The organism is Shinella oryzae, assembly GCF_023038235.1.
In the GTDB taxonomy this organism is placed as follows: domain Bacteria; phylum Pseudomonadota; class Alphaproteobacteria; order Rhizobiales; family Rhizobiaceae; genus Shinella; species Shinella sumterensis.
Genome location: NZ_CP081987.1, coordinates 1761900 through 1774517 on the forward strand (window position 1 = coordinate 1761900; position 12618 = coordinate 1774517).

Sequence of the window (12618 nt, forward strand, 5' to 3'; positions counted from 1 at the left end):
AATGAGAACACCATGACCAGTTCCGCCATCGCCGCCACCGCCCTTTGCGTCGTGCTCGCCTCGCCCGCTTTCGCCGAGACCTATGCGGCCGTCAGCAACACGGCCGTCTCCATCACCGGCGACATAGAGCTGGACGAGACCGGAATCACCTTCGAAAACGGCGAACAGCTCACCTTCGAGGAGCAGATGGCCGACCGGTTCACGGTGGACGGCCAATCGGTGGAGGCCCATGTCTTCAGCCTCGCGGAGGCGCGCGATCCCGTCCTGCTCAACGGCAATACGCTGTGCGGCGCGCCCGTCACCTATGTCGCCTCCTGGGAGACGAGCGACGGCAGCGGCACCGTTCTCGCGGTCTTCTCGACCCCGCAGCCGCCCGAGAGCGATGCGGATATGTGCGCATCCTACACCTACGAATAGGCGAAAGCCGGGCTGATCGCCCGGCCCTGCCAAATCAGCAGGCGACTTGCAGCATGTCCATGGGACGCCGCTCCATGCGGGCAAAGGCGGAGCGGATATAGTCCGCGACAGCCTGCGCGGGCGCTTCCGCTTCCTCGTTGACGACGAGACCGATGAGATAGTGGCCGAGGTCCGGCAAGCCGTCCTTCTCGCCTAGTGCCACCATGTCCTCCCCGACCAAGAAGCGCGCGAGCGGTGCAACGGCGAGATCGGCGCGAATGGCCGCGCGCTGGCCCATATTGTGGGCGCAGAAATAGGCGACCCGGAAATCGCGCCCCGACCGGCTCAGCTCCTCCAGGGCTCGCGCGCGCCAGACGCAGCCCTCTTCCCAGACGGAGACGGGAAGCGGATTTTTCAGATAGGCGTTGCCGCAGTTCTTTCCCGCCCAGACCAGTTGTTCCTTCAGCAGGATTTCGCCGGGAACCGGAAGCGTGCCCTCATTCGCGTTGAAGATCGCGAGATCCAGGCGTCGCTCGGCGACCGCACGGCGCAGGGTGCTGCTGGTCTCGATCGATACGTTGACGGCAATCGACGGATAGGTCTCGGCAAAGCGCCGGAGCACTTCCGGCAGGATCAGCTCGCCCACGTCATCAGGCGCGCCAAGGCGCACGACGCCGTTCATTTCGGGCATCATGAAGCGTGAGACCGCTTCATTGCTGAGCGCGATCAGCCGGCGCGCATAGGACAGGAGCACCTCGCCCTGATGGGTGAGCACGACCGAACGGGCATCGCGGCGAAACAGCGAGCAACCCAGCATCTCCTCCAGTTTCTTGATCTGCATGGAGACGGCGGAGGGCGTGCGATGCACGGTCTCGGCGGCTGTCGTGAAGTTGCCGGTCTCGGCAATCGCCACGAACGTTCTCAGGATATCCAGCTCGAGCAGCGGCAGCGTCTGACGCATCAACAGGTTCATGGCCAATCTCCATGGATCAGAAAAAATGAAGTGAAAGCTCATTTCATTTCGTTTGATTGAAAACCGAGTGAGGCGGATAGTCAACGGGCAAACAAACGAACATGAGGAAAAAACGCCATGAAAAGCGAAAAATCTCCCATATTCGGCGGCGATATTGCCGTTCGTGCCCGTGGAAATGGCTTCACCTACGCCATACAGCGGTTCGTGAGCGAGAAAATCCAGGCCCGCCGCCGGCGCCTCTCCGCCCATCATGCGGCTTGGGAACTGGCCCAGCTGCCGGACTACCTCAAGCAGGATATCCAGTGGCCGCCAACGTCAGACCATGAAGAACGCTGATCAATCGGATCAAATATATTCGTTTGATTGATGCATTGGGTTGCGGCACAGTCTGACCATGGTCGCGACCTTTCGGAACTCCCAAGCACGAAAGGAACCTAACATGACACTCGTAATTGAACATCGGCAGGAACGGCGCGCAACGGGCGCCCGGCTCGGCCACAGCCTTGCTCATCTCGTCCGCGAACTCTCCGGGCGGATCGTCTCCGCATGGGAACGCAGCCGGCAGGAGCGTGAGATGGAAAGCATGCCCTATGACCTGCGCAAGGACATTGGCTTCCGCGCGGCAACCAACACAGCGCCCAAGTCGACACGATGACGGCAGACTGTAACGGCTGTACGCCGCATATCGACCAAGCCTAGGCCGCCGGCTCTGACAGACAACGTCAAGCCGGCGGTTTTGCATCAGGCCCGCAGGATCGGCACCTGGGGCGCCGCGGTTTCCGGCAGCACGCCGGTCAGGCGCGGATCGTCGAAGACCTCGACCTGCCGCCTCACCGGCACGAAACCCGAGCGGATGTAGAAATTCAGCGCCTGCGGCGAATCGAGCGTGCAGGTGTGCACCCAGAAACGCCCGATCGGTGCATCCCCGTTTCGCGACCACGCGCGCGCAATTGCCCGGTTCATCAACCAGCGCCCCGTACCGTTCCCGACCATCGCGGGCGTGAGACCGAAGAAGGCGAGTTCGCAGGCCCCCTCCTCGCGGAAATCCAGTTCCAGCAGGCCCTCCGCGCGGCCATCCTTCATCACCGCATAGACCTCGACGTCGGGATCGGTCAGAATCGCTGAGAGGTCCGCTTCCGCCATTCTGAGGCGGGAATCCCAAAGCCAATCGGTGCCGACGCGCGCGTAGAGATCGCGATACCACGCGGTATCAGGCATCTCGACATGGGCAAGCGTTATGCCGGGTTGTTCAGGGTCATGCCCGGGTTGCGGCGGCTTGCGCATTTCGAGATGCGTCACCACCGCTGCGAGCTTACCCGCCGGCACATCCGAATATCCATCTGGCAGCATTTGTCGCCTCTCTTTCGATGGCTGCTTCTCGCTGCGCCGGGCGGTCTTGTCAAACTGTAGGCCTTGACGAAGCACCGCCGTCGCAATCCGGCCATGGTGCAAGCGACGTCGCAAATACGCAACCGCTAGGCTTTTGTCATAATTTCGCCGGAAGACGCTGACATCTCAGCGATACGGCATACGTCCCGGTCGCAACCATCCTTTTTCCTGTCGCAAAAATACTAGCGCGACGGCCGGCTTGCCTGCGACGATTGCGACATTCCGCCTCACCAGCATGGACACGCCGATGAACAAGCAAGACGTCAAGAAGCGCTCTCTCGTTTTCTTTCTCGTGCCCAACTTCTCCATGCTGCCCTTCTCGGCGGCAATCGAGACGTTGCGCATCGCCAACCGCATGCTCGGATACGAGGCCTATACGTGGCGCCTCGCCTCCACGGACGGGCAGCAGGTGCTGTCGTCCAGCGGCATCGGCATCGAGGTGAACTCCTCGCTTGCCGACGAGCGCAAGCATCTCGGCGGAGAAAACCGCCCCTCCATGGTGCTGGTCTGCTCCGGTATCTATGTCGAGGACTTCTCCAACAAGTCGGTCAATGCCTGGCTGCGCGAGGTCTACAATCGCGGCATCGCCGTGGGCTCGCTCTGTACCGGTGCCCACGTGCTGGCACAGGCCGGCCTGCTTTCGGGCAAGCGCTGCGCCATCCACTGGGAAAACCTGCCGGGTTTTGCCGAAGCGTTCCCGCAGGCCGATGTCTATGCCGACCTCTATGAAATCGACGGCAACATCTACACCTGCGCCGGCGGCACGGCTTCGCTCGACATGATGCTCAATCTGATCGACCAGGATTTCGGCGAAAACCTCGTCAACCGCGTCTGCGAACAGGCCCTCACGGACCGCGTGCGCGGCCCGCACGACCGCCAGCGCCTGCCGCTGCGCGCCCGCCTGGGCGTGCAGAACGCCAAGGTGCTGTCGATCATCGAACTGATGGAAAAGAACCTCTCCGAGCCGCTTTCGCTCTTGGAAATCGCCGATGGCGCGGACCTGTCGCGCCGCCAGATCGAGCGCCTTTTCCGCCAGGAAATGGGGCGCTCGCCGGCCCGCTACTATCTGGAAATCCGGCTCGACCGTGCCCGCCACCTGCTGGTGCAGTCCTCCATGCCGGTGGTGGAAGTCGCCGTCGCCTGCGGCTTCGTCTCGGCCTCGCACTTCTCCAAGTGCTACCGCGAGCTCTACAACCGCTCGCCCCAGCAGGAGCGCGCCGAACGCAAGCTGACGCTCTCGGCCATCGCACGCTGATCGGACGATCCTGAAATGGAGGAGGTCCCCGCCCCTGCGGCGGGGATCAGCTTGCCAGCGCCTTCATCAGCGACAGTTCGGAGAACACCCGGTTACGGCCGGCATGCTTGGCCATGTAAAGGAACTGGTCGGCGGCATTCAGGTAGTTGTCGAAGGTTTCCCGGTCGGAAATGACCGCAAGGCCGACGGACACGGTAATCGTCAACGGCTCGCCATCTGCATCGATCGGCTGGGCCGCAATTTCCTCGCGCAGGCGCTCGCAGTAGTCCAGGGCCTCGTCGAGACCCAGGCCATTGAAGATGAGGCCGAATTCCTCGCCGCCGAGACGGGCCAGCAGATGCCGGTCGCTCACGCGATGCTTCAGGCGCCGCGCGATGGCCTTCAGCACGACGTCGCCGACCTCGTGGCCATAGGTATCGTTCAGCCGCTTGAAGTGGTCGATGTCGAGAATGGCGATCGACATCAGCTCCCCGCGCCGAAGCGCCTGCTCAACGAGGCGCGGCCCGGCCTCAAAGAAATAGCGGCGGTTATAGATGTCCGTCAGGTAGTCGCGCGCAGCGATGCGGTGCAGCGACTGCACCCGCTTCTGGATCGCCGCGACATGGAAGATGCGGCTGTTGAATTCCTCGATGAGGAAGGGCTTCTGGATATATTCGTCGCCGCCGGCCCGCAGGAAACGGGCAGCAACCATGCGATCTTCGGACTGGGCAAGCCCCACCACGCGCACCGCGTCGTCGCCATGGCGCTTGCGGATTTCGCTGAGTAGATCGAAGCCGCTCATGTCTGAGAGTGCGATGTCGCAGACGACCATGTCGATCCCGCCATGGGAATCGAGCACATCGAGCGCGGCGGCACCCGTTTCGACGGCAATGATCTGGAAACGCTGCTTGGCGATGAGGCTGACCTGCTTCTCAAGGCTTTCCGGATCGGAATCGACCACGAGGACCTGCGTCTTGCCGCTGGTCAGGATGCGATCCACCGCAAGCACGAGCTGCTGGATCGCCGCCGGATTATCCTTCACGACATAGTCCAGCACGTTCTTGGCCAGGATCTGGTCGCGGGTCGCATCGCTGAACGAGCCGGTGAAGACGAGCGGGGCGATGCCCTTCGAGATCACGTAGTCGAGTGCTTCGCAATTCGGCGCGTCGGGCAGGTTGAGATCGAGAACGGCAAGCGCGAATTCCGGCGCGTCGCCTTGGAAGATGGTCCGCACCGCCGCCATGCTGGAGCAGTGGGTAACATCCAGGCCGAGCTCCTTTTCGAGCCGGTACTTGAGCGCCGTGGAGAACATGCGCGAATCCTCCACGAGCAGCACCTTCTGGCCGGAATGACGCAGAAATGCCGGTCCTCGTTGCGGATTCGAATCCACGTCCACGCTTCCCCTACCCCGATGACATATTCGTCTGCCGGCATTACAACCCACACGCTTTACCAAGTCGTTAATCCGGCCGGAAATATCTCACGTTACGTGAGGTAAAACGTCGGCAAAATACAGACTTAGCCGGCCATCTTGAACTGCGCGCTCCTGATCTGCGCCAGCGTGTCGAGGTTCTGGTTGACGCGGCAGTAGAACTCCTCGTCGATAAAGGGCCGCATGATGAAATCGTTGCCGCCGGCCTTGAGAAACCGCGCGGAAAGCAGCCTGTCCGTCGATGACGAGATGCCGATGATACGCAGCTGGTGCGAGCCAATGGAGCTGCGGATTCGCCGCGTCAGCTCGAAGCCGTCGATGTCGGGCATGTTGTAATCGGTGATCATCAGCCCGATATCGGGGTTCGCCTTGAGGAGCGCGAGCGCCGCCGCGCCGTTCTCCGCCACACTGACGCGGAAGTTGTACCTTTTGAGCCGCGTCGACAGCAGGGCACGGGCCGTGGCGCTGTCGTCGACGATCAGCACGTGGTGATTGTGATTGGTCAGGAAGCGGCAGACGGACTCGGCCAGCATGTCCACGGCGAAGATGTTGTCCTTCAGGATGTAGTCGACGATCTCCTTGGACAGGAGCTGGTCGCGTGTCGTCTGCTGGAAGGTGCCGGTGAAGACGATGGTGGGTATGGAGAGGTCGACGAGGTAATTCAGCGCCTCGCCATTCTCCGCGCCCGGCAGGTTGATGTTGGAGATCGCCAGCGTGATCTTCTCGCTGGACTTGTCGTAGGCAAGCTCCAGCTCCTCGAAGCTGCGGCAGATCTCCACGTCGATATCGAACAGCTCCTTGAGCCGTTTCGAGATCATGGATGTGAAGACGTTGGAATCCTCGGCAACGATGATGCGATGATGCGAGAGAGACGCGCCGGAATACTGCATCCCGGAAATGCCGATGAACCCCATGATCTGCCTTCTTACGTAGATTTTCCCCACGTTAAGGCGTAGATGCATCCCTTTGAGAAAGCGTTAAATTCCCGTCATGGGAAACCACGGTCCGGCCTATTTGACCAGCGCCTCGCCGCCTTTGATTTCGACCTCTTCTCCGCCGCCGAGTGCGATGCGGTCGCCATTCGGCATGGTGAGGAAACAGCCGGCCGGGCAGATGGTTTCCGTCGCACCCGGCTCCAGCGCGATCTCCGCGCGGCTGCCGTCCTCGACGACCACGAGCACCTGCGTCTCGGCATCCTTGTTCGTCACGGAGGCGGCCTCGGCTTGCGCGGTCATTGCGGCCGACACAAGCAGCATCATGATCATTCGCTTCATCTTTGCCCGGCGCAACGCGCCGCCCCTCTTCACACGCCCTGGAGAACACTATCGCTCCCCGGCGGGATTTGCATGTGTTTTATGAGGGGACGGCTGAATGCAGCGTGAATGCGGCATTCATGTGCCGCAAATCAGGCGTCGGGCGGATCCTGCGCGGGCTTGCGGTTGCGCGCGGCGGCCGGTTTCGCGAGCTTGTCGGTCGCCTGTTCGAGAAGTGTCGAAAGAAGGAGAGCCCCCTCCGGCGAGATCTTGATCGGCACCTCGGCGGCAGCGGGGCCGGACATGGCGATGTCATCAGCGCGGAAACGCTCGAGGATAGCGGCACGCAGTTCGGATTTCACGGCGGTGCCGTTGAGGATATCGGCAAGGAAGGCGCGGATCTCGAAATCGAGCGTCGCGGCGGAAAAGGCCTGGAAAACGACGACCGGCTCGGGGTTTCGCAACAGCCCCTGCTGGCCGCGCACGACATCGGCGATGACCTCCTGCACCCGGCGGGGATCGTTGCCGGCGTGAACGCTGAGAGCAATATCGATCCGGCCGAGCTTGTTGCGATGCGTCCAGTTGCCGACCTGCCCGTTGATCAGCACCGAATTGGGAACGATCACGGTCTGGCGCTGGAACGTCTCGATCTCCGTGGCGCGCACCGAGATGCGCCGCACGAAGCCCTCCGTCGTTCCCGCCACCACCCAGTCGCCGACCTTGAAGGGGCGTTCGGCCAGCAGGATGAGGCCGGAGACGAAGTTCGAGACGATGTTCTGGAGACCGAAACCGATACCGAGCGAGAGGGCACCGGCGACGAGCGCGAGGCTCGACAGGTTGATCCCTGCCGCCGATATGCCGATCAGCCCGGCAAGCGCGACGCCCGCATAGCCGACCGCGGTGCGCACGGAATTGCGCACGCCCGCATCCACCTGGCTTCGCGCCAGCACGTTGCCGTCCACCCACTTCTGGAACCAGCGCGTGACGATGAAACCGAGCGCGAAGAGCACGATCCCTGCAAGGATACCGACCAGCGAGATCGTGATGCTGCCGATGCGGATTTCCGTGAAGATACGGTACGCCCAGGACTCGATGTCGGCGATCTGGAAGCCCCACTGCAGGAAGATCATCGGCACGAAAAGGACGATGATCAGCAGGTAGATGCTCAAGCCGGATACCAGCCCGATCTGGTCGAGCACGATCGGGCTCAGGCCGAAGCGCTCCTCCAGCCGCTTGCCGACCGCCGTCGCGCCAAAGGCATTGTTCGCGGATACGGCGCGGCCGGACAGGAAGCCGATATACATCGTCACGAGGATTGCGCCCGTCACGACGATCTGCGCCGCCACGAAGCGCGCCAGGCCGACATAGCCGAGCAGCGACGCCAGGATGAGGCCGAGGCCGGTCAGGACAAGCAGCACGAAGACCGAGCGCGGCCACTGATGACCTTGCGACTCCGGCGCTTCCCCGCGCCGCAGGACGGGTTGGACAAACGCCGTCACGAGAAGCAGCAAGCCGATAATGATGGAGGCGAAGAAGCTCTTGACCACGGTCAGGATGACCGGGGAGCCCAGCGTTTCGCTGATCGTGCCGAGGAAATAGTCCGCGCCGTTGACAATGACCATGCTGAAGATCAGCAGCCAAAGCAGACGTGCGCCGTGATCGGAAACCCGCACCAGACGCCAGTTCCCGTCGCCTGGCGACAGCACGGCATTGGCAAGCTGGCCCACGAAGAAGATGCCGACCATGACGGCGAGCGCCACGGCAAGCATTGGAGCGGTATCAGGCCGAAGGACCTTGAACGCATCCATGAAGAAATAGCTCGTGCCGGCGAAAGCACCCGCAGCCGCCGTCGGCAGGACCGTGGACCAGAAGGCGACGGAAAGCCGCGTGATATAGTGCGGCTTTTCCTGCTGGGCGACGCGCGTGATGTAGGGCGAAAACAGCCGGTAACTGCCCGTGAGCAGCACGAGGGCCGCCATCAGCGAGAGCGAAACCGCGGCAAGCAGCTGCAACCGCTTGAACTTCCAGACGAACTGGAGCCAGGCCGTCACCGTCCGCTGCAACGTGCGCGCCTCTGCATCGATGGCAGTGGCGGCATCGCTGAACAGGTCGGGCGTTATTTCCGTGCGCTTCAGCAGCGCCTCGCTGAACAGCTGCCGACGGATTTCGGTAATCCGGTTGGAAAGCTTCGTCGCCTCTATGGAGAGATTTTCGGCCTCCCCGGTCAATGCGTTGATCTGGTTGCGTTCGGCTGAGAGCTTCTTGCGCTCCTCCACCACGACAGCCGATTCGGCGGGCTCGCCGTCCGCCGGCGGATCGCCGAGCTCCGTCTGCCGTGCCTTGATGGCGTCGAGCCGCGGGCGCAGCGCCACGGAGATCGCCAGAATGGACCGGTTGAGCGTCTCCGCCTCGACCTTGAGGTCGACAAGGCGGTTATCGTCGGTCTCGTAGGCATCGACCTGCTTGCGGATATCGTCGAGCTGCTTGCCGGCGGTGGTGAGGCCGGCATTCGCCTGGTCCAGCTGCGTGCCCACATCCGTCGCGACCGTCGGGGCCGTCTGGGCGCCGGCCGGGGAAACGGCCAACAGGAAAACCGCAAGAAGAATGGACAGGAGACGGGAGATCGGCAACGGGCCATCCTCACTGAACGGAAACAGGCGACTTCGCGGACGCGCGAACGAACACCCTTCTAGCCATGAATGCGGCCATTTTAAATGGGGCCGCCCGGCGCCTAGAAGCCCGAGTCGGGCTGGGCGAGATAGATTTCCTCCTGCGGCGTCGAGACGCGGCCGAGATAGGCATTGCGATGGGGAAAGCGGCCGAACTCGGCGATCACGTCGCGATGGCGGATGGCGTAATCGAGATACATGGCATCGCCATGAGCCTCGAACAGCTGCACCGAGCGGTCCTGATCGGCCAGCGATTCGGAATGTTCGAAGGGCATGTAGAAAAAGTGGCGGCGCCCGTAATCCACCGCTTGGTCCGCCCCCGCCTCAAGGGCCAGCCGCGCTTCCCTGAGCGCCAGCCAGTCGGTCGCGAAGGCCATGGGCGATGCGCGGTACATGTTGCGCGGAAACTGGTCGAGCACGATGATGGCGGCCAGCCGCGCCTCGGGGCTCGCCCGCCATTGCGGCCCGACACCCCGCGAGAGCGCCAGATGCGTGGCGGCGAATTGCCCGTGGACCCATGCATCGAGTTCCGGCGTGGAGTTCCACCAGTTCTCGGCCGTCAGCGTATCGCACCAATACGCCACCACCTCTTCCGGTCGCTTGATATCCGTCATGCCTGGTCCTCCATTCGGTTCGGGAGGCAATATGGCGAACGAGGCCTGCGAGGCAAGGGCATTTGCCGGCATTCGGCACAAAGGCGCTAGGCGATCTGCTGGCGTCGCTGCCGCAGGCCCACAAGTGCGCGGAGACCCTTTGTCATGGGCTTTTCGACCACAAGATAGGTCAGACAGCCCGCCGCCACCACCGCAGCCATGGCGAAGGGGCGATAGACCAGTTGCTGGGCAACCGGCGTCAGCGGGAGGCGCGACAGCACGAGACCGCAGGCCGACAGCACGATCGTGTGGGTCATGTAGATCGAATAGGACGCGTTCCCGAGAAAATGCATGATCCGGCTGTGCCGCAGCGCGCCCGCGCGCTCGAGATACATGCTGCCGCAGACGATCATGGCGGCGGGAATACCCCAGGTGAACACGCGGTCGACATCCTGCACAGATGGCTCGAACACGGCGGACAGCACCAGCCAGGCAACACCGCCCGTAACCAGCAGGGCCGACGGCAGAACGCCGATCTGCCCGGTGGTCCTGTAGCCGGCCGCGATCACGAGACCGAACAGGAATTCGAGCAGATAAGGCTCCGTGTAGAACGAGAGCGACCCGGTCGGATGCAGGACTGCTCCTGTGAGCACAAGTATCCCGAAGACAAGAGCAACCGCAACGATCCGCAGGCGCACCGCCAGCAGAAGCACCACGCTGAACAGGAGGTAGAAGAACATCTCGGCGTTGATCGTCCAGCCGGGCACGAAAACCGGATAGAGATGCCCTTTCAGATCGGGGTGCTCCCAGGGAATAAACAGCAGCGACGCTGCGACATGCGCACCATCGAAGTGCCCGTTGCTCACGGCCCAGGGAAACGCGAACATGATGACCGCGATGAACAGCGTGATGAGCATATACATCGGCACGATGCGCAACGCCCGCTTCAGCAGGAAATCACCCGGCGTCAGGTTCTTGTCCACCGTCGACAGCCACATGACCACGCCGGAGATGACGAAGAAGATGTCCACGCCGGAGCCGAGCGCCCGCGGGGACCATCCGTGATAACCGAGGCGCGCCAGCGGCGCTTGGAAATGAACCATCACGACCAACAGCGCGGCGACGGCTCGCAGATACTGAAGAGATCGAAGCTCGTTCGGCATGAAACACAATCCTGACCGTTCATCGGCGCGATGCCAGAACGTCAGATTGTTCGCCTTCCCCTTTCAGGCAAGCAGAAAGGCACAACCAGAGGGAAATGTCCGGTCGCATGGTAAATTCCGCTGCCGCAGCAAAAATCGGCCCGCGATTCCGTCTTGTTCAGACACACAATTGTCGCAGCGTTAGGGACAGCTTTACCAACCAAATCGGGGAACGTCCTCCCTGCCGAGCGGGCCGAATACGCACAAACGACAAAGGCGCCTCGGACATGGTCATTTTGTAAGGAAGCGCGTTGGTAGAAATGCGCTAAGTAATTGATTTGGTGGGTGATCACGGGCTCGAACCGTGGACCCGCTGATTAAGAGTCAGCTGCTCTACCAACTGAGCTAATCACCCACTTGACCGCTCCAGCGGTCTGACGGGGCGTATAAAGACGTTCTCCGACCTTGTCCATACCGCATCGGAAAAAATCTGCGTCCGTGGGCAAATTTCTTCCGCAGCGCAAAAAACCTTCACAAATCCAGCACTCCCGAAGCGATACGAACGGCCTCGCCGCCGATGCGCGCGCCGGCGATCGTTCCGCCGGCCACATCGAGATGCAGGTGGATATGCGAGGGGCGGCCCATCTCGACGCCCTGCTCGATCAGGTAGGGATGATGACCGTCCATCAGCCCGTCGAAGAAGTGGATCGCCCCCGACATCGCCGCGACGGCCGCGCCCGTGGCCGGATCCTCTGCAATTCCCATGTCGGGCGCGAACATGCGCGTGTGGAATTTCGCATTGTGGTTCACGCCGCCGCGGCAATAGAGATAGGCGGCAGCAAGCCGCCCTTCCGCGAAGGGAACGCAACGCTCCCAGAGCACAGGATCAAACTCCACGGCTCCAGCCGCAGCAAGATCGTGCACGGGGATCATGACGAAGGCCACACCCGCGCTCCAGAGCGACGGCACATGGTTCTCGAAGCCGATCTGCCCCGGCTTGAGGCTGAACGCATCGGCAAGCGCCTGCCGGTCGAACGTGGCGTCGAGCTGCGCGGATTTGCGCGGCAGGTCGAATTCGGCGAAGGCCGCCTTGCCGCCGCCGAGCCGCACCGCACAGCGCACCGGCCCGACATTCTCCTCCAGCACGCAGACCTGATCGCGTTGCCCGGCAGCGTCACCGGCCGATTCGGCGATGGCGATGGCTGCCCCCACCGTCGGATGGCCGGCGAACGGCAGTTCGCGGCCCGGCGTGAAGATGCGCAGGCGCGCCGTATGCGCCGGGTTCTCCGCCGCCTTGACGAACACCGTTTCGGAAAGGTTGAACTCGCCGGCTATGCGCTGCATCGTGCCGTCGTCCAGATCGTCGGCGTCGAAGACGACCGCCAGCGGATTGCCGGCAAGGCGTGTATCGGTGAAGACGTCGTAAAGGGCGTAGCGACGGGACAAGGCATTCTCCCTGTTCATTTTTTGCCTGAACACATGCACCCAAACCTGCCCGAGCTTCCAACCGCGGGCAAGCGGAAATGATGTCGCTGCT

Annotated in this window: 13 protein-coding genes and 1 tRNA gene; 4 read left to right on the plus strand and 10 right to left on the minus strand. The window is 62.4% G+C overall.

The window, feature by feature from the left end; translation table 11 throughout:
* Positions 1-12: 12 nt before the first annotated feature.
* On the plus strand, positions 13-417 hold the full coding sequence (locus K6301_RS08740; protein ID WP_247216184.1) for a hypothetical protein: 405 nt from the start codon (positions 13-15) through the stop codon (positions 415-417).
* Positions 418-451: 34 nt separating this feature from the next.
* Here the strand turns inward: K6301_RS08740 and K6301_RS08745 are convergent, their stop codons facing one another.
* The gene (locus tag K6301_RS08745) at positions 452-1369 is read right to left on the minus strand and encodes a LysR family transcriptional regulator (protein ID WP_247216186.1); all 918 of its coding nucleotides are present in this window, start codon (positions 1367-1369) and stop codon (positions 452-454) included.
* A 117-nt stretch (positions 1370-1486) separates the two neighbouring features.
* Here K6301_RS08745 and K6301_RS08750 point away from each other — a divergent pair, with 117 nt between their 5' ends.
* Both K6301_RS08750 and K6301_RS08755 read left to right on the plus strand, forming a co-directional pair.
* Positions 1487-1705, plus strand: coding sequence for a hypothetical protein (locus tag K6301_RS08750; RefSeq protein WP_247216188.1), 219 nt, complete (start codon positions 1487-1489; stop codon positions 1703-1705).
* A 103-nt stretch (positions 1706-1808) separates the two neighbouring features.
* Positions 1809-2024, plus strand: a complete 216-nt coding sequence (locus K6301_RS08755) for a hypothetical protein (RefSeq protein ID WP_247216189.1) — start codon at positions 1809-1811, stop codon at positions 2022-2024.
* An 86-nt stretch (positions 2025-2110) separates the two neighbouring features.
* Here the strand turns inward: K6301_RS08755 and K6301_RS08760 are convergent, their stop codons facing one another.
* Complete coding sequence (locus K6301_RS08760; protein WP_247216191.1) at positions 2111-2719, minus strand: GNAT family N-acetyltransferase; 609 nt, start codon at positions 2717-2719, stop codon at positions 2111-2113.
* A gap of 286 nt (positions 2720-3005) precedes the next feature.
* Between K6301_RS08760 and K6301_RS08765 the strand changes: the two genes are divergently transcribed.
* Positions 3006-4013, plus strand: a complete 1008-nt coding sequence (locus tag K6301_RS08765) for a GlxA family transcriptional regulator (RefSeq protein ID WP_134649479.1) — start codon at positions 3006-3008, stop codon at positions 4011-4013.
* 46 nt (positions 4014-4059) lie between these two features.
* Here the strand turns inward: K6301_RS08765 and K6301_RS08770 are convergent, their stop codons facing one another.
* From K6301_RS08770 to K6301_RS08805, 8 genes are all read right to left on the minus strand, one after another.
* Entirely contained in the window at positions 4060-5382 is a 1323-nt protein-coding gene (locus K6301_RS08770; protein WP_247216193.1) for a GGDEF domain-containing response regulator, read from the minus strand.
* Between the two features lie 128 nt (positions 5383-5510).
* Complete coding sequence (locus K6301_RS08775; protein WP_160869376.1) at positions 5511-6338, minus strand: response regulator; 828 nt, start codon at positions 6336-6338, stop codon at positions 5511-5513.
* A 96-nt stretch (positions 6339-6434) separates the two neighbouring features.
* Positions 6435-6689: a hypothetical protein gene (locus K6301_RS08780; RefSeq protein WP_425475329.1), complete on the minus strand. Its 255-nt coding sequence runs from the start codon at positions 6687-6689 to the stop codon at positions 6435-6437.
* 140 nt (positions 6690-6829) lie between these two features.
* Positions 6830-9307, minus strand: a complete 2478-nt coding sequence (locus K6301_RS08785; protein WP_247216197.1) for a mechanosensitive ion channel family protein — start codon at positions 9305-9307, stop codon at positions 6830-6832.
* Between the two features lie 101 nt (positions 9308-9408).
* Entirely contained in the window at positions 9409-9960 is a 552-nt protein-coding gene (locus K6301_RS08790; RefSeq protein WP_247216199.1) for a DUF924 family protein, read from the minus strand.
* A gap of 86 nt (positions 9961-10046) precedes the next feature.
* Positions 10047-11102: an acyltransferase family protein gene (locus K6301_RS08795; RefSeq protein ID WP_247216201.1), complete on the minus strand. Its 1056-nt coding sequence runs from the start codon at positions 11100-11102 to the stop codon at positions 10047-10049.
* Between the two features lie 318 nt (positions 11103-11420).
* A tRNA-Lys gene (locus K6301_RS08800) sits at positions 11421-11496 on the minus strand.
* Between the two features lie 116 nt (positions 11497-11612).
* The gene (locus K6301_RS08805; RefSeq protein WP_247216202.1) at positions 11613-12527 is read right to left on the minus strand and encodes a PhzF family phenazine biosynthesis protein; all 915 of its coding nucleotides are present in this window, start codon (positions 12525-12527) and stop codon (positions 11613-11615) included.
* Positions 12528-12618: the final 91 nt, after the last annotated feature.